Origin of the sequence: Streptomyces hundungensis (genome assembly GCF_003627815.1) — a bacterium.
Lineage (GTDB): Bacteria > Actinomycetota > Actinomycetes > Streptomycetales > Streptomycetaceae > Streptomyces > Streptomyces hundungensis_A.
The window spans coordinates 5,847,653-5,865,594 of the sequence record NZ_CP032698.1; the positions used below are offsets into that span (position 1 = coordinate 5,847,653).

General features: G+C 72.0%; 16 protein-coding genes. 8 read left to right on the forward strand and 8 right to left on the reverse strand.

Annotation, left to right across the window (positions count from 1 at the left end):
* Positions 1–267: 267 nt before the first annotated feature.
* A complete protein-coding gene (gene era, locus DWB77_RS25845) occupies positions 268–1,221 on the forward strand; it encodes a GTPase Era (RefSeq protein WP_120723561.1) in 954 nt (317 codons plus the stop codon).
* Positions 1,222–1,324: 103 nt separating this feature from the next.
* Here the strand turns inward: era and DWB77_RS25850 are convergent, their stop codons facing one another.
* From DWB77_RS25850 to DWB77_RS25860, 3 genes are read right to left on the reverse strand one after another with little or no spacing between them, the layout of a single operon-like run.
* Positions 1,325–2,146, reverse strand: coding sequence for a GNAT family N-acetyltransferase (locus DWB77_RS25850; RefSeq protein ID WP_246033633.1), 822 nt, complete (start codon positions 2,144–2,146; stop codon positions 1,325–1,327).
* Positions 2,147–2,201: 55 nt separating this feature from the next.
* Positions 2,202–2,468, reverse strand: coding sequence for a protealysin inhibitor emfourin (locus DWB77_RS25855; protein WP_120723565.1), 267 nt, complete (start codon positions 2,466–2,468; stop codon positions 2,202–2,204).
* 57 nt (positions 2,469–2,525) lie between these two features.
* Positions 2,526–3,590, reverse strand: coding sequence for a M4 family metallopeptidase (locus DWB77_RS25860; protein ID WP_120723567.1), 1,065 nt, complete (start codon positions 3,588–3,590; stop codon positions 2,526–2,528).
* Positions 3,591–3,929: 339 nt separating this feature from the next.
* On the opposite strand from DWB77_RS25860, the gene leuA reads away from it, so the two are divergent.
* The 5 genes from leuA (at position 3,930) to DWB77_RS25885 (ending at position 11,450) form a co-directional block, all read left to right on the forward strand.
* Positions 3,930–5,687: a 2-isopropylmalate synthase gene (leuA, locus tag DWB77_RS25865; protein ID WP_120723569.1), complete on the forward strand. Its 1,758-nt coding sequence runs from the start codon at positions 3,930–3,932 to the stop codon at positions 5,685–5,687.
* A gap of 694 nt (positions 5,688–6,381) precedes the next feature.
* Complete coding sequence (locus DWB77_RS25870; protein WP_428985150.1) at positions 6,382–7,116, forward strand: TerB family tellurite resistance protein; 735 nt, start codon at positions 6,382–6,384, stop codon at positions 7,114–7,116.
* 218 nt (positions 7,117–7,334) lie between these two features.
* Complete coding sequence (locus DWB77_RS25875) at positions 7,335–9,539, forward strand: MMPL family transporter (protein WP_120723573.1); 2,205 nt, start codon at positions 7,335–7,337, stop codon at positions 9,537–9,539.
* A 16-nt stretch (positions 9,540–9,555) separates the two neighbouring features.
* Entirely contained in the window at positions 9,556–10,761 is a 1,206-nt protein-coding gene (locus DWB77_RS25880) for a sensor histidine kinase (protein WP_246033634.1), read from the forward strand.
* Entirely contained in the window at positions 10,758–11,450 is a 693-nt protein-coding gene (locus DWB77_RS25885; protein ID WP_120723575.1) for a response regulator, read from the forward strand. The genes DWB77_RS25880 and DWB77_RS25885 overlap by 4 nt, the downstream gene beginning before the upstream one ends.
* A 29-nt stretch (positions 11,451–11,479) precedes the next feature.
* Here the strand turns inward: DWB77_RS25885 and DWB77_RS25890 are convergent, their stop codons facing one another.
* Positions 11,480–12,193: a hypothetical protein gene (locus DWB77_RS25890; RefSeq protein ID WP_120723577.1), complete on the reverse strand. Its 714-nt coding sequence runs from the start codon at positions 12,191–12,193 to the stop codon at positions 11,480–11,482.
* Positions 12,194–12,691: 498 nt separating this feature from the next.
* Here DWB77_RS25890 and recO point away from each other — a divergent pair, with 498 nt between their 5' ends.
* Together recO and DWB77_RS25900 are read left to right on the forward strand one after the other, a co-directional pair.
* Positions 12,692–13,441, forward strand: a complete 750-nt coding sequence (gene recO, locus DWB77_RS25895; RefSeq protein WP_120723578.1) for a DNA repair protein RecO — start codon at positions 12,692–12,694, stop codon at positions 13,439–13,441.
* Between the two features lie 46 nt (positions 13,442–13,487).
* Positions 13,488–14,330, forward strand: a complete 843-nt coding sequence (locus DWB77_RS25900; RefSeq protein WP_120723580.1) for an isoprenyl transferase — start codon at positions 13,488–13,490, stop codon at positions 14,328–14,330.
* Between the two features lie 288 nt (positions 14,331–14,618).
* Here the strand turns inward: DWB77_RS25900 and DWB77_RS25905 are convergent, their stop codons facing one another.
* Genes DWB77_RS25905 through DWB77_RS25920 form a run of 4 tightly spaced genes read right to left on the reverse strand, consistent with a single transcriptional unit; the run spans position 14,619 to position 17,852 of the window.
* On the reverse strand, positions 14,619–15,056 hold the full coding sequence (locus tag DWB77_RS25905) for a Fur family transcriptional regulator (RefSeq protein ID WP_120723582.1): 438 nt from the start codon (positions 15,054–15,056) through the stop codon (positions 14,619–14,621).
* A 59-nt stretch (positions 15,057–15,115) separates the two neighbouring features.
* Positions 15,116–16,051 (reverse strand): metal ABC transporter permease, encoded by a 936-nt coding sequence (locus DWB77_RS25910; protein WP_120728240.1) that lies wholly within the window; start codon positions 16,049–16,051, stop codon positions 15,116–15,118.
* A gap of 5 nt (positions 16,052–16,056) precedes the next feature.
* A complete protein-coding gene (locus DWB77_RS25915) occupies positions 16,057–16,815 on the reverse strand; it encodes a metal ABC transporter ATP-binding protein (protein WP_120723584.1) in 759 nt (252 codons plus the stop codon).
* 47 nt (positions 16,816–16,862) lie between these two features.
* Positions 16,863–17,852 carry a metal ABC transporter substrate-binding protein gene (locus DWB77_RS25920; RefSeq protein WP_120723586.1) on the reverse strand — a complete coding sequence of 330 codons (990 nt, stop codon included), beginning with the start codon at positions 17,850–17,852 and terminating at the stop codon, positions 16,863–16,865.
* Positions 17,853–17,942: the final 90 nt, after the last annotated feature.

Consider the following 17,942-nt stretch of genomic DNA (forward strand, 5'->3'; position numbering starts at 1 on the left):
GGACGAGCGCCCTTTAGGCGCGATACGGGGTCTGGGGCGGAGCCCCAGGGGCCTTGTCCGCGGGCCGTGCGTGGCTGGTCGCGCAGTTCCCCGCGCCCCTGGCTACTTGGTGCGGGCCAGCGCAGGCAACCTCAGCCCGTCCGGCGATTGAGGACGAGCGCCCTTAAGGCGCGAACGGGGGCTGGGGCGGGGCCCCGGGAGGGGTGGGAAGGCGGCCTTGGCGGGGGGCTGGGCGGCGTGGGGGTCGGGATCGGGGAGAATGGCCGCATGAGCGCTCGTACCCCTGCCGCTGACACCGCCGCCGCCCCCACCCACCGGGCCGGCTTCGCCTGCTTCGTCGGCCGCCCCAACGCGGGCAAGTCCACCCTCACGAACGCTCTGGTCGGGCAGAAGGTGGCCATCACCTCCAACCGCCCGCAGACCACCCGGCACACCGTGCGCGGCATCGTGCACCGCCCGGACGCCCAGCTCATCCTGGTCGACACCCCGGGCCTGCACAAGCCGCGCACCCTGCTCGGCGAGCGCCTCAACGATGTGGTGCGCACCACATGGGCCGAGGTCGACGTGATCGGCTTCTGCCTGCCCGCCGACCAGAAGCTCGGACCCGGTGACAAGTTCATCGTGAAGGAACTCGCCGGGATCAAGAAGACCCCCAAGATCGCGATCATCACCAAGACGGACCTGGTCGACTCCAAGACGCTGGCCGAACAGCTCATCGCCGTGGACCAGCTCTCCAAGGAGCTCGGCTTCGAGTGGGCCCAGATCGTGCCGGTCTCGGCCGTCGGCGACCAGCAGGTCCAGCTCGTCGCGGATCTGATCATCCCGCTGCTGCCGGAGAGCCCGCCGCTGTACCCGGAGGGCGACCTCACCGACGAGCCCGAGCAGGTCATGGTGGCCGAGCTGATCCGCGAGGCGGCCCTGGAGGGCGTACGCGACGAGCTGCCGCACTCCATCGCCGTCGTCGTGGAGGAGATGATCCCGCGCGAGGACCGGCCCGCCGACAAGCCGCTCCTGGACATCCACGCCAACGTCTACATCGAGCGTCCCAGCCAGAAGGGCATCATCATCGGCCCCAAGGGCAAGCGCCTGAAGGAAGTCGGCATGAAGTCCCGCAAGCACATCGAGGCGCTGCTCGGCACGCCGGTCTTCCTCGATCTGCACGTCAAGGTCGCCAAGGACTGGCAGCGCGACCCGAAGCAGCTGCGCAAGCTCGGTTTCTGAGCGAACAGGACGCCCCGATCCGCCCCCGCCGGTCCCTCCCGGCGGGGGCGGACGTACAGAAGGACCGGGACGGGCCGCCCGGCGCGGCAGGGGCCAACTGCCCTCAGCCGTCCGCCGGTTCGGCGATGAGCGCGGTGCCCGCCGGGCGGAAGCCGAGGGTCGCGTACATCCGGGCCACGTCGGCGTCGCCCGCCGACAGGAACACCGTCGCCACCCCGGCCGCCCTCGCGTGCGCGACCAGCGCCGCGGTGACCGCGCGCCCGAGGCCCCTGCGGCGCGCGGCGGGCAGCGTGCCCACGCCCACGATCTCGGTGACCGCGCCCACCGGATTGTGCATCCCGGAGCACAGCACCAGCCCGTCCTCGACGGCGGCCGCCAGCGCGGAACGCCCCGCGCGGATGCGCTCGGCGACCTGCTGCGCCCGGCCGTCACCGGCGCGAGCGGTGATCTCCGCGGCCAGCTCGGCCGCGCCCGCCGGCCCAACTCCCGTACCGGGCGCGGCGAACGCGAGGTGCGGCACGACCAGCGCCGCGTGCAGCAGCGGGTCGGCCGCGCCCAGGACCCGTACCAGAGGATGGGGCTCTGCGGCCGGTGCCCCGGGGTCGAGCACCATCAGCGGGTGCTCGTGGACCACCAGGCCCGACTCCTCGACCGCCGCCCGCAGTCCCGGGCTCACCTCGGCCACCCACTCGAACGCCTCGGGCGCCCCGACCTCGCGCTGGCGGGCCCGCACCGCGTCCACGTCGGCCGCCGTGACGGGCCCGTCGTGGCCGCGTGTGGGCCGCGCGTAGAAGGGCCACCCGGCGCCCTCCCGGACGAACAGGGTCAGCGGCCCGAAGTCCTCGGCGCGCGCCGAACTCCTGGGCGCGGCATCGTAGTAGCTCTCAAGATCGTCCAGGAGGGTGGCACGGGGAGGGATGCTCATGGTGCGCATCCAAGCAGGGCCGAGATCCCCCCCGCATCCGCCTTTTCGGCGCCGGCTACGCGCCTTCCTTCAACACCCTTGAGATCAGCTCGCGTTGGGCCTGGGTGAGGTCGGGGTCGGCGCAGTGGACGGTGTGACCGGCCACGGTGATCACATAGTGGAAGCCGTCCGGTACGCCGGCTCTCGGCGCGGTGTGGCCCTCGGCCAGCGCCGCCTTCGCGAGCGCGCGCCACTCGGCGGCATCGGGCCGGCCCGAGGTGTCGATCTCGGCCCGGCGCTCGATGCCGGCGAACCCTCCTGAACGGGAAACCTGGATACGCATGGCTTCTGTCTAGCAGCCCTCGCGCGGTACGTCAGCGGGTACGCCGCAGAGACCGGCTCAGGAGGCCGGAACCCCCACCTGCGCCCACGCCTTCAAAACCGCCCGAGTCTCGGCGCCGTCGCCGTAGCGCGCCCGGGCCGCGGCCACCGTCAGCTCGGCGAAGTCCTTGAACATCGCCTGGGAGCCGAGGTGCCCGCCGGTGAGCACGTCGTACCAGATCTGTCCGGCCCGCTCCCAGGCCTTGCCGCCCAGCGCGTCGGCGACCAGGTAGAACGCGTGGTTGGGGATGCCCGAGTTGATGTGCACACCGCCGTTGTCGCGGCCCGTGGTGACGTAGTGGTCCATCGTGGCGGGCTGCGGGTCCCGGCCGAGCACGACGTCGTCGTAGGCGGTGCCCGGGGCCTTCATCGACCGCAGCGCCTGCCCGTGCACGCCCGGCGCGAGCAGGCCCTCGCCGATCAGCCAGTCCGCCTGGTGGGCGTCCTGGTCCAGGGAGTACTGCTTGACCAGGGAGCCGAACACGTCCGACATCGACTCGTTCAGGGCGCCCGGCTGACCGAAGTAGGTCAGGTTCGCGGAGTGCTGGGTGACGCCGTGGGTGAGCTCGTGGCCGATGACGTCCACCGGCAGCGTGAAGTCCAGGAACATCTGGCCGTCGCCGTCGCCGAACACCATCTGGGTGCCGTTCCAGAACGCGTTGTTGTAGCTGTGGTCGAAGTGGACCGTCGCGTCCAGCGGCATCCCTCGGCCGTCGATGGAGTGGCGCAGATACGCCTTGAGGTACAGCTCGAAGGTGGCGCCGAGGCCCGCGTACGCGCGGTTGACGGTCGCGTCGCCGACCGGCGCCTCGCCCTCGCCGCGCACCCTGCGGCCGGGCAGCGTGGTGGTGTGCTGGGCGTCGTACACGGTGCGCCGGGGCTCGTCGGCGGTGGCGTCGGCGGGCTCGGCGGGCGGCTCGGCGCCCAGGACGGTGGTGAGACGGCGTTCGGTGCGCTGGGCGGCGTCCACGACGAGAGTGCGGCGGGCGATCCTGACGAGCGCGGGGTCCTCGGCCTCGATGAGGCGGTCGAAGACGTGGGGCGGGACGATGGTGCAGAAGACCGGGTGGGTGGTGGCGTCCATGCCCGGCAATGTGGCACCGGGTAACCGGCCTGTCACCAGTCGCCACCATGATTGTGAAGCGTGCTTTTTCTACGTCCGGTTCCGGCCATTGTGCGGGCGCCGAGCCCAGGCGAGGGATACATCACTTTTGCCCGAATCGAGGCCTGCGTCCCGCATACTGATACGGGTCCGGCGCTCGCGCCGTCCCTCGGCTAGGCTGCGGCATCATGCGTTTCGGGCTTCTTCTTCTTAGCTGCCGCGGCGAGGGCCTGTAGTCGTAGGCCGACCCCCTCCCCGCGGGATCTGGTGTTGCGCTCGACAGTCGGCCGTCCCTCCCTCCGCATCGAGGAGCCGCACGCCATGTCCCAGCCCGTCGGTCGCCCCACGCCCGTCACCAACGCCACCCGCACGCAGCAGCCGTCCGGCATGCCGATCCACAAGTACGGCCGCTACGAAGCCGTCGAGATCCCCGACCGCACCTGGCCCGACGCCCGCATCACCAAGGCGCCGCGCTGGCTCTCCACGGACCTGCGCGACGGCAACCAGGCGCTGATCGACCCCATGAGCCCCGCCCGCAAGCGCGAGATGTTCGACCTGCTGGTGCGCATGGGCTACAAGGAGATCGAGGTCGGCTTCCCCTCCTCCGGCGAGACCGACTTCGCCTTCGTACGCTCCATCATCGAAGAGGGCGCGATCCCCGAGGACGTGACGATCTCCGTCCTCACCCAGGCCCGCGAAGAGCTGATCGAGCGCACCGTGGAGTCCCTGCGCGGCGCCCACCGCGCCACCGTCCACCTGTACAACGCGACCGCCCCCACCTTCCGCCGGGTCGTCTTCCGCGGCACCAAGGACGAGGTCAAGCAGATCGCCGTGGACGGCACGCGGCTGGTCATGGAGTACGCGGACAAGATCCTGGGCGACGAGACGATCTTCGGCTACCAGTACTCGCCGGAGATCTTCACCGACACCGAGCTGGACTTCGCGCTGGAGGTCTGCGAGGCGGTGTGCGACGTCTGGGGGCCCGAGGAGGGCCGCGAGATCATCCTCAACCTGCCCGCCACGGTGGAGCGTTCGACCCCCTCGACGCACGCGGACCGCTTCGAGTGGATGAGCCGCAACCTGACCCGCCGCGCGTACGTCTGCCTGTCGGCGCACCCCCACAACGACCGCGGTACGGCGGTCGCCGCCGCCGAGCTGGCGATCATGGCCGGCGCGGACCGCGTCGAGGGCTGCCTGTTCGGACAGGGCGAGCGCACCGGCAACGTCGACCTGGTGACCCTGGGCATGAACCTGTTCTCGCAGGGCGTCGACCCGCAGATCGACTTCTCCCAGATCGACGAGATCCGCCGCACCAGCGAGTACTGCAACCAGATGGAGGTCCACCCGCGCCACCCCTACGCGGGCGACCTGGTCTACACCGCCTTCTCCGGCTCCCACCAGGACGCCATCAAGAAGGGCTTCGACGCGATGGAGGCGGACGCGGCCGCGCAGGGCAAGACCGTCGACGACATCGAGTGGGCGGTCCCGTACCTGCCCATCGACCCCAAGGACGTCGGCCGCTCCTACGAGGCGGTCATCCGGGTCAACTCGCAGTCCGGCAAGGGCGGGATCGCCTACGTCCTGAAGCACGACCACAAGCTGGACCTGCCGCGCCGGATGCAGATCGAGTTCTCGAAGATCATCCAGCAGAAGACGGACTCGGAGGGCGGCGAGGTCACGCCCGCCGCGATCTGGTCGACCTTCCAGGACGAGTACCTGCCCAACCCCGAGAACCCGTGGGGCCGCATCCAGCTGCGCTCGGGCCAGACGACGACGGACAAGGACGGCCGCGACACCCTGACGGTGGAAGCGGTCGTGGACGGCGTCGACACGGTCCTGACCGGCACCGGCAACGGACCCATCTCGGCCTTCTTCGACGCGCTGGCCGCGACGGGGGTGGACGCGCGGCTGCTGGACTACCAGGAGCACACGATGAGCGAGGGGGCGTCTGCGCTGGCCGCGTCGTACATCGAGTGTGCGATCGACGGGGTCGTGCTGTGGGGGATCGGGATCGATGCGAACACGACGCGGGCGTCGTTGAAGGCGGTCATCTCCGCGGTCAACCGCGCCGCCCGCTGACCTCCCCCAACGCCGGGCCCCCTACGGGGGTTCGGCCCCCGAAACCCCGTTTTCGTCTGCGGGCCGCAGGTGGCTGGTCGCGCAGTTCCCCGCGCCCCTAAACCCTCTCGACCCTGCGGACCGTGCCCGCTTCTCGCGCAGTTCCTCGCGCCCCTGGAAACCCGTTTTCGCCCGCGGACCGTGCGTGGCTGGTCGCGCAGTTCCCCGCGCCCCTAAACCCTCTCGATCCTGCGGACCGTGCCCGCTTCTCGCGCAGTTCCTCGCGCCCCTGGAAACCCGTTTTCGACTGCGGACCGTGCGTGGCTGGTCGCGCAGTTCCCCGCGCCCCTTAAATGCTCGGCGCTGGCCAGCACCTTCAGCCTGTCCGGCGATTGAGGACGAGCGCCCTTAAGGCGCGAACGGGGTCTGGGGCGGAGCCCCAGGAAGGGCCGGGCCATCCAACCCTGCGCCTACGGGCGGGTGGGTGGGGAAGGTGCCCGGGGTCTGGGGCGGAGCCCCAGGGGCCGGAACCAACCAACCCCCGTCACGGGCGGGCGGGTGGGCAAAGGGGCCGGGGTCTAAGGCGGAGCCCCAGGGGCGGCGGGAATTCGCCATCCGGGGAGGGTCCCTCTCCCGGGGTGCTGACGCCACATCATAGATGTGGCTAACATCACGGCAACGCGGCAACGTTGCCGGAGCGTTACGGAGGTGCGCGGTGCGGCCAGCACGGGGACAGAACGGTACGAACCTGAGCACCGGGCCGAAGCCCGGCACCCGCCCCCGCCTGTGGTCCACCCGCACCCAGTGGCACACCGTGGGAGACGGCGAGTTCTTCTGCCCCGACTGCGGAGGCGACCGGAACTACCAGCGCCGCACCGGCCGCAAGCGCCTGACGATCCTGGGCATCCCGCTCCTCACCCGCGGCGCCGCGGGCCCCGTCGTCGAATGCGCCGCCTGCCAGGGCCACTTCGGCACGGAAGCCCTGGACCACCCCACCACGACCCGCTTCTCCGCGATGCTGCGCGACGCCGTGCACACCGTCGCCCTCGCCGTCCTCGCCGCGGGCGGCACCTCGTCCCGTACGGTCACCGGCACCGCCCTCGCCACCGTGCGGGCCGCCGGGTTCGACGACTGCACCGAGGAGCAGCTCGTCGCGCTCATCGAGGGCCTGGCCGCCGACACCGGCCGCTTCCTCACCGACCCGGTCGACGAGACGGACCCCTGCGGCGCGGCCCTCGCGATCGAACTCCACGAGGCCCTCGAACCGCTCGCCCCGCACCTCGCCCCCGCGGGCCGCGAGTCGATCCTGCTCCAGGGCGCCCGCATCGCGCTCGCGGACGGCCCGTACAGCCCGGCCGAACGCGAGGTGCTCAGCACGGTCGGCGGCGCCCTCTCACTCTGCGCGGACGACACCGCCCGCCTGCTCGCCGCGGCCCGTACGCCGTCCTGAACTTCCCCCGCGATCAACGACGTTCCGGCCGAACACGCCGTACGCCGTCGCCCGCCCGCGTACTCCCCCGGGAGTAACGGCGGGCGTTCGGACGCCCGGGGAAGTACCGCGATCTCGGTCGCTGGCGGGACGAACACGGCCCGGGTGGACGGGACGCTGGGAGCAGCCGGGCAGGCCGCTGGGGCCCTTCCGAGATGTCCGGCCGGAGGGGGCCCGGGATGGGGTCGAACACGGCGGGGACGTCGGACATAGCGGGGGCGAAGGACACAGCGGCGGCAGAGGCGACGGCGAAGTCGTCAACAGGGCCGCGGCGGTGGGTGGTTGCCTGGGGTGTGCTCGCGCTGTGGGTGATCGTGCTCGCCGTCGCCGGGGCGTTCGCGGGGCGGCTCGGGGACGTACAGCGCGACCAGACGGCCGACTACCTGCCGGCCGGTGCGGATTCCACTCAGGTCGCCGCGCTCCAGGAGAAGCTGCCCGGCGGCGAGATCACCGCTCTGGTGCTCGTCTACCACCGCGACGGCGGTCTGACCGCCGCCGACCGGGCCACCGCGGCCCGCCAGCTCTCCGCGATCACCGTCGCGCCGGGCGTCCAGGCCGCGAAGTCGCCCGCCGAGCTGGGCGACGCCAAGGACCCCAAGGAGTTCGCGGCCGTCCAGCACGGGCCCGCCGTGACGTCCAAGGACGGCGCCACCCTCGCGTACACGCTCACCACGGCCGCACCCGCCAAGAACGACGACGCCCGCAAGGCCTTCGTCGACGACGTGCGCCAACGGGCCACCGACACCGACGGGATGAGCGTGCGGGTCGGCGGCGACGGCGCCCTCGACGTCGACGCGCGCGGGGTCTTCGGCTCCCTCGACACCACGCTGATGCTGGCCACCGGCCTGGTGGTCGCCCTGCTCCTCATCCTCACCTACCGCAGCCCCGTGCTGTGGCTCGTCCCGCTGCTCGCGGTCGGCGCGGGCGCGGTGTGCGCGCGGGCCGCCGTGTACGGCCTCGCCACCGTCTTCGACACCACCGTGACCAGCCAGAGCGCCGGAATCATGACCGTCCTCGTGTTCGGCGCCGGCACCGACTACGCGCTGCTCCTGGTCGCCCGCTACCGCGACGAACTGCGCCGCACCCCGCTTCCGTACGACGCGATGCGCGCCGCCCTGCGCGGCTGCGGGCCGGCGCTGTTCGCCTCGTCCGGCACGGTCGTGGCCGGCCTGCTCTGTCTGCTCGCCGCCGACCTCAACAACATCAGGGGACTCGGCCCGGTCGGCGCGGTCGGCGTGGTCTGCGCGCTCGCCGCGATGCTGACGCTGCTGCCCGCGCTCCTCGTGCTGCTCGGCCGGCGCGTGTTCTGGCCGCTGATCCCGGAGTACGGCAGCGAACCCGCGGCGCGCCGCCGCAACCTGTTCGCCGCGATGGGCAGCTCCACCGCCAAACGCCCAACCACCGTACTGCTCACGGGAGTTGTCCTGCTCGGCGCCCTCGCGCTCGGCGCGTTCAACCTGCCCGGCGCGCTCAAACAAGAGGACAGCTTCACCAGTAAACCCGAGTCGACCCTCGCCATGGGCACCCTCTCCACCGCCTTCCCCGACCGCGGCAGCCGGCCCCTCCAGGTCATGACGCCGACCGGCCGAGCCGACCGTACGCTCGCGGACGCCCGCTTGGTCGACGGCGTCGCCGGTGCCGAACGCGGACGCAGCGGCGGCGGCTGGACCGAGATCGCCGTCACCGCCACGGCCGCCCCCGAATCGGCCGCCGAGAGCGCCACCATCGGACGGCTGCGACAGCGGCTGACCGGCGCACACGTCGGCGGCGCCAGCGCCCAGGCCCTCGACCTGGCCGACACCAACGCACACGACCGGCTGACCGTCATCCCCCTCGTCCTGATCTCCGTCCTGCTCGTCCTCGCCCTGCTGCTGCGCAGCCTGATCGCCCCCCTGCTGCTCGTCGCCGCCGTCGCTGCCGTCTGGGGAGCCGCCCTCGGCATCGGCGGCCTCGTCTTCGGACCGGTCCTCGGCTTCCACGGCCTCGACCCGGGCCTGCCCCTGCTGACCTTCGTCTTCCTGGTCGCCCTCGGCGTGGACTACGGCATCTTCCTGATGCACCGCACCCGCGAGGAGGCCCTGCGCGGAGCCGGCCCGCAGGAGGCCGCACTGACCGCGCTGCGCACCACCGGCGGGGTCATCGCCTCGGCCGGCACGGTGCTCGCGGCGACGTTCGCGGTGCTCGCCTCGCTGCCGCTGGTGATGTTCGTCGAACTCGGCACCGTCATCGCCGTCGGCGTCCTCCTGGACACCTTCCTCGTCCGCACCTACCTGGTGACCGGCGCCAACCTGCTGCTCGGCCGCGCCGTGTGGTGGCCCGGACGCCTCTCCCGCGCCCCGCGAACGGCCGAGGCACCCCCCGCCCTGGTCAGCGCCGCACCGTGAGGGCGAGGATGGCCCGGTGACCGACGTGACCACACCGGGCCGAGCCCGGGGCCCCGGGCTCGGCCCGTGGGTCACCGCGATGCTGCACCGCGACCCGCACGACAGCGCCCACCCCCTGCGGGCCGACGCCGCGCTCGCCGCCGGGGCCGCAACCCTCGGCGCGGCCATCGCCTACGCCGACACCGCGCTGCGCCCGGACACCACCGGCTGGGCCCTGCTCACCGCGGCCGCCCTCGCCCTCACGGCCCGGCGCCGCCACCCCATGACGACCCTGGCCGTGGTCGTCGCCTGCATCGTCCCCTACCAACTGCTCGACAACGCCCACATGGGGCCCATGCCGCTCGCGATGACCGCCCTGTACACCGTCGCCGTCACCGGCACGGTCCGCCGCGCCGCGACCGTCGGCGGCTGCGTCGTGGGCCTCGCCATCACCGGGATGTCCTTCAACGGCGTCCACCACGCCCTCGACGTGCTCCGCACCTCCGGCTGGCTGGTCGCCGCCCTCGTCTTCGGCGTCGCCCTGCGCAACTCCCGCGCGTACGTGGCCGAACAGCGGGCCGCCGCCGCCCGCGAGACCGAACGCCAACTCACCGAGGAACGCCTGCGCATCGCCCGCGACCTGCACGACCTGCTGGCCCACAGCATCACCCTGATCGGAGTACGCACCGCGGTCGCCGCCCACGTCCTGACCACCGCCCCCGAACGGCTCGACCGGGCGGCCCTCGCCGCCGCCCTGGACTCCATCGCCGACACCTGCCGCGAGGCCCGCGCGGAACTGCGCACCACCCTGACCGTGCTGCGCGCCGACGAGCACGGCCCGCTGCCCGACCTCACGGGGCTGCCCGAGCTGACCCGCGGCGCCAACGCGGAACTCACCATGGACACCGACGGCGCCCGGGTGCCGCCCGCCGTCGGCGCCGCCGCCTACCGCATCGTCCAGGAGTCACTCACCAACGCCGTCCGCCACGCGGGACCCGACGCCACCGCCCGCGTCCGCGTCGAGACGAGGGGCCGGGCGCTCACCGTCACCGTCACCGACGACGGCCGGGGCCCGGCCGCCGCGGGCTCCGGCTTCGGGATCCTCGGCATGCGCGAGCGGGCCCGCAGCGTCGGCGGCACCCTCAACGCCGGCCCCCACCCCGACGGTGGCTTCCAGGTCACCGCCCACCTGCCCCTTTCACCACCTCCCCCCGACAGCCACCTTCTGGAGACGACCGCATGACCGCCCAGCCCGGCGACCCCGACCCCATCCGGGTCCTGCTCGCCGACGACCAGACCCTGGTGCGCTCCGCCTTCGCGATGCTCATCGAATCCGCACCCGACATGGCCGTCGTCGGCCAGGCCGGCACCGGCGACGAAGCCGTGGCGCTGGCCCACTCGGCGCGGGCCGACGTCGTCGTCATGGACCTGCGGATGCCCGGCACCGACGGCATCGGGGCGACCCGGCGGATCGCCGCCGCCGAAGACCTCGTGGGGGTACGGGTACTCGTCCTGACCACCTACGACACCGACGAGAACGTCCTGGAGGCGCTCCGGGCCGGCGCTTCGGGGTTCCTCGTGAAGGACACCCGGCCCGCCGAACTCCTCGACGCCATCCGCACGGTGGCCGCCGGCGACGCGCTGCTCTCACCCGGCCCGACGGCCGGCCTCATCGCCCGCGTGCTGCGCGCCCCGCGACCCGTGGCCGGCGGCGGCCCCGCCGCCCTGTCCGCGCTCTCCGACCGCGAACGCGAGGTCCTGACCCTGGTCGCCCGCGGCCTCAACAACACCGAGATCGCCGACGCGCTCGCCCTGAGCCCGCTCACCGCCAAGACCCACGTCAGCCGGATCATGGGCAAGTGCGGGGTACGCGACCGGGCGCAGCTGGTGATCCTGGCGTACGAGTCGGGGCTCGTGGTGCCGGGTGCGTGAGGCCCGCCCGGCTTTGGTCTCCGCCCGGCTCAGCCTCCGCCCGGCTCCTTGGTGCCGTCGGCCGGCTCGATCAGGGAGTCCTCCGAGGGCCGCGCCTTGGGGGCGCCGCCCCTGGCCGGGTCCGAGACGGCGGGCAGCGGGGCGAGCTCGGTGCCGTTCCAGTGCAGGGTGGTCTCCGACCGGCGGTCCCGGCCGCCCGCGGGCTCGGTGACCACCAGATCACCGCCGAGCGTCTCGGCGCTGGTCCCGGGCCGCCCCGCGTATTCGAGCACGGCGTGCGCCCGCTCACCCACGGCGGTGTACACCCACAGGATGCTGCGCCCCAAGTCGTCGTAGGCCAGCACGAGTTCACGTCTGCCGTCGCCGGTGAGATCGGCGTACGCGGGCGGCCGCAGCCGGCATGAGGAGCCGTCCGGGCACTGGCCGAGGCCGGTCCTGACCGCCTGGTCGGTGGCCGGGTCGGTGGCCAGCAGCCGCGCCCCGTCGACCCGCGCCAGATCCCCGTCCGGCACCGTCACCCCCGCCACCGGCTCCCGCGCGTGGAAACCCTGGCCGGGTTTTGCGGGCGCGGCGGAGGGGGTGTGGTCGGGCCACAGCGGTGAAGCGGTCACCGAGGCGGAGGGCGTGGCCGCCGGCCCGTCGTCCCGTACGCCCTCGCCCGCCGAGCACCCCGCGAGCGCCAGCACGGCGAGCACGCAGGCCGTCGCCGTGCGGGCGGGGCGGGCGGTCGTGGGCAGCGGCATTCCGGTCCGTCCAGGGGGAGTGGGGCGTCGACGCACGGCGGGAACCCGCGCTTGGCGCCATGGTGCCTCATCCCTCTGTGCCCCCACCCCAAACCCACCCACACCTTGCCCACCCGGGGCTCGCCCCCCCCCTGCGCGGGCCGGGGTCACCCCTTCGCGCAGTTCCCCGCGCCCCTGAAACCCGACGTCGTGTGCGGACCGTGCTCGCTTCTCGCGCAGTTCCTCGCGCCCCTTAAGTGCTCGGTGCGGGCCAGCACAGGCCACCTCAGCCTGTCCGGCGATTGAGGACGAGCGCCCTTAAGGCGCGAACGGGGTCTGGGGCGGAGCCCCAGGGGCCTTGGCTGCGGACCGTGGCGGGCTGGTCGCGCAGTTCCCCGCGCCCCTAGCGGGTCGGCGCTGGCCGGCACCTCAGCCTGTCCGGCGATTGAGGACGAGCGCCCTTGAGGCGCGATACGGGGGCTGGGGCGGAGCCCCAGGGGGGTGCGGGAGAATGGGGGCATGAGTCTGTTCCGGGATGATGGCGTCGTGCTGCGCACCCAAAAGCTGGGTGAGGCGGACCGCATCATCACGCTGCTCACCCGCAACCACGGCCGCGTACGAGCGGTGGCCCGCGGCGTACGACGAACCAAGTCCAAGTTCGGCGCCCGCCTCGAACCGTTCAGCCACGTCGACGTGCAGTTCTTCGCCCGCGGCAGCGAACTGATCGGCCGCGGGCTACCCCTGTGCACCCAGAGCGAGACCATCGCTCCGTACGGTGGCGGAATCGTCGCCGACTACGCCCGCTACACCGCCGGCACCGCCATGCTGGAAACGGCGGAACGGTTCACCGACAACGAGGGCGAACCCGCCGTCCAGCAGTACCTGCTCCTGGTGGGCGGCCTACGCACCCTCGCCCGCGGCGAGCACGCCCCCCACCTCATCCTCGACGCCTTCCTGCTGCGCTCACTCGCCGTGAACGGATACGCCCCGAGTTTCGAGGATTGCGCGAAATGCGGCATCCACGGCCCCAACCGGTTCTTCTCCGTCGCGGGCGGCGGCATCGTATGCGGTGACTGCCGCGTACCCGGCAGCGTCGTACCCTCTGCGGAGGCCATCGGACTGCTCAGCGCGCTGCTCACGGGGGACTGGGAGACCGCGGACGCGAGCGAGCCGAGGCATGTGCGGGAGGGAAGCGGGCTCGTATCGGCCTATCTGCACTGGCACTTGGAGCGCGGCCTGCGCTCCTTGCGGTACGTAGAGAAGAACTGAGCGGTACAGAGCAGCAGCATCTGAGCATCTAGGGAGAGAGCTCCACATGGCAGTACGCGGAATCCTGGGCGGGCGGTCGAGGCGCGACTACAAGACCCCCGAGCCGCACCCCTCGGGCGCGGTGCCGCCGAAGATCCCGGCCGAGCTGGTGCCGAACCACGTGGCCTGCGTCATGGACGGCAACGGCCGCTGGGCCAAGGAGCGCGGGCTGCCCCGCACCGAGGGGCACAAGGTCGGCGAGGGCGTCGTCCTCGACGTCCTCAAGGGCTGTCTGGAGATGGGCGTCAAGAACCTCTCCCTCTACGCCTTCTCGACCGAGAACTGGAAGCGCTCGCCCGAAGAGGTCCGCTTCCTGATGAACTTCAACCGTGACGTGATCCGGCGCCGACGCGACGAGATGAACGAACTCGGCATCCGCATCCGCTGGGTGGGCCGTATGCCCAAGATGTGGAAGTCCGTCGTGCAGGAGCTCCAGATCGCCCAGGAGCAGACCGTCGGCAACGACGCGATGACGCTGTACTTCTGCGTCAACTACGGCGGGCGGGCCGAGGTCGCCGACGCGGCGCAGGCCATCGCGCGTGACGTCGCCGCCGGCAAGCTCGATCCGTCGAAGGTCAACGAGAAGACCTTCGCCAAGTATCTGTACTACCCCGACATGCCGGACGTCGACCTGTTCCTGCGGCCCAGTGGTGAGCAGCGCACCTCCAACTACCTGATCTGGCAGTCCAGTTACGCCGAGATGGTCTTCCAGGACGTGCTGTGGCCGGACTTCGACCGGCGTGACCTGTGGCGGGCCTGCCTGGAGTTCGCCTCCCGCGACCGGCGCTTCGGCGGGGCCATCCCGAACGAGGCCCTGGCCGCCCTGGACAAGTCCACCGACCGCCCCTAACCCCCCGGGGCTCCGCCCCAGACCCCGTGTCGCGCCTGAACGGCGCTCGTCCTCAATCGCCGGACAGGCTGAGGTGCTGGCCAGCACCAAGTAGCTAAGGGGCGCGGGGAACTGCGCGCCCAGCCACGCACGGTCCGCAGCCGAAAACGGGTTTTTTTGGGGGCGCGGGGAACTGCGCGAGAAGCGAGCACGGCCCGCAGCCGAAAGGGGGTCTAGGGGCGCGGGGAACTGCGCAGAACGCGGGGGCGGGCCGCGGGGTTGGGGGCGGTAGGCCGCCGGGAGGGGGTGCTAGGCGGGTGCGGGGTTGGCGCAGGGCTCACACGTGCCGAAAATCTCCACCGTGTGCGCCACGTTCACATACCCGTGCTGCGACGCGATCGACTCCGCCCACTTCTCGACCGCCGGCCCCTCGACCTCCACCGCCTTCCCACACACCCGGCACACCAGATGATGGTGGTGGTCGCCCGAGGAGCAGCGCCGATACACCGACTCCCCGTCACTGGTGCGCAGCACATCCACCTCGCCCGCGTCCGCGAGGGACTGCAACGTGCGGTAGACGGTGGTGAGCCCCACCGAGTCCCCCCGGTGCTTGAGCATGTCGTGCAGTTCCTGCGCGCTGCGGAACTCGTCGACCTCGTCCAGCGCCGCCGCCACCGCGGCACGCTGCCGGGTCGACCGGCCTCGTACGGGGGCGGTATTGGACCCGCCGAGCGGCGCTGTCGTCACAGGTGCCTCCAAGCCTCGACCCGTACAAACTCTCCTGGGGCCATTGTGCCAGCTCCCGCTCAGGCCGTGACCTCGCCGGCCTGAGGCTTTGCGGGGGCGGGCACGTCGAGGGTTTGCCGCTTTGCCGGGGCGGGCACGTCCAGCCCGCACTCGCCCTCGGCCGCCGCGGCCGCCCGGGTCCGCGCCCGCCGCTTGGCCAATGGGGTCGCCAGCGCCGTCAGAACGATGAAGATCGCGATCGTGAACAGGACGATGACGGCTCCGGGCGGCACGTCCTCGTAGTACGTGACGACCGTGCCGCTCAGCGTCACCGTCACCCCGATCGCCACCGCGATCGCGAAGGTGAGGGCGAAGCTGCGGGAGAGCTGCTGGGCGGCCGCGACCGGCACCACCATCAGGGCGGACACCAGGAGCAGTCCCACGACCCGCATCGCGACCGTGACCGTGACCGCCGCCGTGATGGCCGTCAGGAGGTTCAGAACGCGCACCGGCAGACCCGTCACCCGGGCGAACTCCTCGTCCTGGCTGAGCGCGAAGAGCTGGCGGCGCAGGCCGACCGTCACCACGAGGACGAACGCCGCGAGGGTGCCGATGGCCCACACGTCGGACCGGGAGACCGTCGAAAGGGAGCCGAAGAGGTAGGAGTTGAGGTTGGCGGTGGAGCCGCCCGGCGCGAGGTTGATGAAGAGCACGCCGCCCGCCATGCCTCCGTAGAAGAGCATGGCGAGCGCGATGTCGCCGCGCGTCTTGCCGTACCAGCGGATGAGTTCCATGGTGACCGCGCCGAGGACGGAGATCAGCGTCGCCATCCACACCGGCGAGGTGGAGAGCAGGAAGCCGAGGCCGACGCCCGTCATCGCGACATGGCCGATGCCGTCGCCCATCAGGGCCTGACGCCGCTGGACCAGGTAGATCCCGACGGCGGGTGCGGTGATCCCGACGAGGACCGCGGCGATCAACGCCCGTTGCATGAAGGGGGAGTTCAGGATTTCCATCATGGTCAGCTCAGCAGTCCCGTGCGTACCGGCTCGGCGGCCGTGTGCGGATGTACGTGGTCGTGGCCGGGCAGGGCGTGCTGCCCGACCGCCCTCGGCGGCGGCCCGTCGTGCACGACGCATCCGTCGCGCAGCACCACCGCCCGGTCGATCAACGGCTCAAGGGGGCCGAGTTCGTGCAGGACGAGCAGGACCGAGGCGCCGGCCGCGACCTGCTCGCGCAGGGTGGCCGCGAGGATCTCCTGGCTCTCGATGTCGACGCCCGCCATGGGCTCGTCCATGATCAGAAGTTCTGGTTCGGCCGCCAACGCCCGTGCGATCAGGACGCGTTGGTGCTGGCCGCCGGAGAGGGCGTCCACCGAGTCCTTGGCCCGGTCGGCGAGGCCCACCGCGTCGATGGCCCGGTCGACGGCCTCGCGGTCGGCCTTGCGCAGGATCTTGAAACGGGTGCGCGAGAGGCGTCCGGAGGAGACGACCTCGCGGATCGTGGCGGGCACCCCGCCGGCGGCGGTGGTGCGCTGCGGTACGTAACCGACCCGGCCCCAGTCGCGAAAGCGCCGGCGGGCGGTGCCGAAGAGCTCCACCGAGCCGCCGCTGAGCGGCACCTGCCCGATGATCGTCCGGATGGCGGTGGACTTGCCCGAACCGTTCGCGCCGAGCAGCGCCACGACCTCGCCGGGGTACACGGCCAGGTCGATGCCGCGCAGCACGGGACGCGCTCCGAGTTCGGCGCTCACCTTGGTGAGCGATATGACGGGCTGCATGGCGGCTGCCTCCACAGGAGAGGGACGGGGGGTAGAGGGACGCGGGGTCACTTGGTGCCGAGCGCCGTCGTCAGGGCGGTCAGGTTGGACCGCATCACCGAGAAGTAGTCGGTGCCCTTGGACTGGTCGGTGATGCCTTCGAGGGGGTCGAGTACATCAGTGGTGAGCGAGGCGTCCGACGCCAGGGTCTTGGCGGTCTTGTCGCTGACCAGCGTCTCGTAGAAGACGGTCGTGACGCCGTCGGCCTTCGCCATCTTCTGGAGGTCCTTGATCCGGGCCGGGCTCGGCTCGGAGTCGGGGTCGAGGCCGTTGATGGCCTCCTCGGTCAGCCCGTAGCGCTCGGCGAGGTAGCCGAAGGCGGCGTGGGTGGTGATGAAGACCTTGGTCCGGGTCGTGCGGAGGGCGGCGGCGTACTCCTTGTCGAGCCCGTCGAGCTTGCCGACCAGGGTCTCGGTGTTCTTCCGGTACTCCGCCGCGTGCGCCGGGTCGGCCTTCGCCAGAGCGGCGCCGACGCCCTTGGCGACCTCGGCGTACTTCACCGGGTCCAGCCAGATGTGCGGGTCGTCGCCGGACTCGGAGTGCCCGTGAGCGTGGCCGGCATGGTCGGCGGGGTCGTCCTCGCCGGTGGCGTGGTCGTGCGCGGCGGCGTGGCCGCCCACCTCGTTGCCGTGCTTCTCCATCGCGGTGAGCGTCGAGGCGTCGATCTTCGTCTTGACCTCGGCCTGCTGGACGGCCGCGTCCACGGCGGGCTGGAGGCCCTTCAGGTACACGACCGCGTCGGCGTCGTTGAGCTTGGCGGTCTGGCGGGCGCTGATCTCCAGGTCGTGCGGCTCGACGCCCGGCTTGGTCAGACCGGTGACCGCGACATGGGCCCCGCCGATCTGCTCGGTCAGGAACTGGAGCGGATAGAACGACGCCACCACGTCCAGCTTCCCGTCCTTCCTGGCCTCGCCGGCACCGCACGCGGTGAGGGCGGTGAGGCCGAGCAGGGCGGCGCAGGAGAGGGCGGCCGCGGGTATGAGGCGTCGTACGTTCATGACATCCATTTTCAACAAAGATGGAAACGGTTGTCAATAATCAGTACGGGTGGCCCCGTGCACGGGCCCCGCGGGGCAACCGATTTGATA

What these genes read in the sequence shown, in the direction of transcription:
- DWB77_RS25875 (WP_120723573.1), top strand. Translation starts at nt 7,335, where the DNA reads ATGGGGTCGAACACGGCGGGGACGTCGGACATAGCGGGGGCGAAGGAC.
- DWB77_RS25920 (WP_120723586.1), bottom strand. Translation starts at nt 17,852, where the DNA reads ATGAACGTACGACGCCTCATACCCGCGGCCGCCCTCTCCTGCGCCGCC.
- DWB77_RS25915 (WP_120723584.1), bottom strand. Translation starts at nt 16,815, where the DNA reads ATGCAGCCCGTCATATCGCTCACCAAGGTGAGCGCCGAACTCGGAGCG.
- era (WP_120723561.1), top strand. Translation starts at nt 268, where the DNA reads ATGAGCGCTCGTACCCCTGCCGCTGACACCGCCGCCGCCCCCACCCAC.
- leuA (WP_120723569.1), top strand. Translation starts at nt 3,930, where the DNA reads ATGTCCCAGCCCGTCGGTCGCCCCACGCCCGTCACCAACGCCACCCGC.
- DWB77_RS25890 (WP_120723577.1), bottom strand. Translation starts at nt 12,193, where the DNA reads ATGCCGCTGCCCACGACCGCCCGCCCCGCCCGCACGGCGACGGCCTGC.
- DWB77_RS25900 (WP_120723580.1), top strand. Translation starts at nt 13,488, where the DNA reads ATGGCAGTACGCGGAATCCTGGGCGGGCGGTCGAGGCGCGACTACAAG.
- recO (WP_120723578.1), top strand. Translation starts at nt 12,692, where the DNA reads ATGAGTCTGTTCCGGGATGATGGCGTCGTGCTGCGCACCCAAAAGCTG.
- DWB77_RS25885 (WP_120723575.1), top strand. Translation starts at nt 10,758, where the DNA reads ATGACCGCCCAGCCCGGCGACCCCGACCCCATCCGGGTCCTGCTCGCC.
- DWB77_RS25910 (WP_120728240.1), bottom strand. Translation starts at nt 16,051, where the DNA reads ATGGAAATCCTGAACTCCCCCTTCATGCAACGGGCGTTGATCGCCGCG.
- DWB77_RS25850 (WP_246033633.1), bottom strand. Translation starts at nt 2,146, where the DNA reads ATGAGCATCCCTCCCCGTGCCACCCTCCTGGACGATCTTGAGAGCTAC.
- DWB77_RS25855 (WP_120723565.1), bottom strand. Translation starts at nt 2,468, where the DNA reads ATGCGTATCCAGGTTTCCCGTTCAGGAGGGTTCGCCGGCATCGAGCGC.
- DWB77_RS25860 (WP_120723567.1), bottom strand. Translation starts at nt 3,590, where the DNA reads ATGGACGCCACCACCCACCCGGTCTTCTGCACCATCGTCCCGCCCCAC.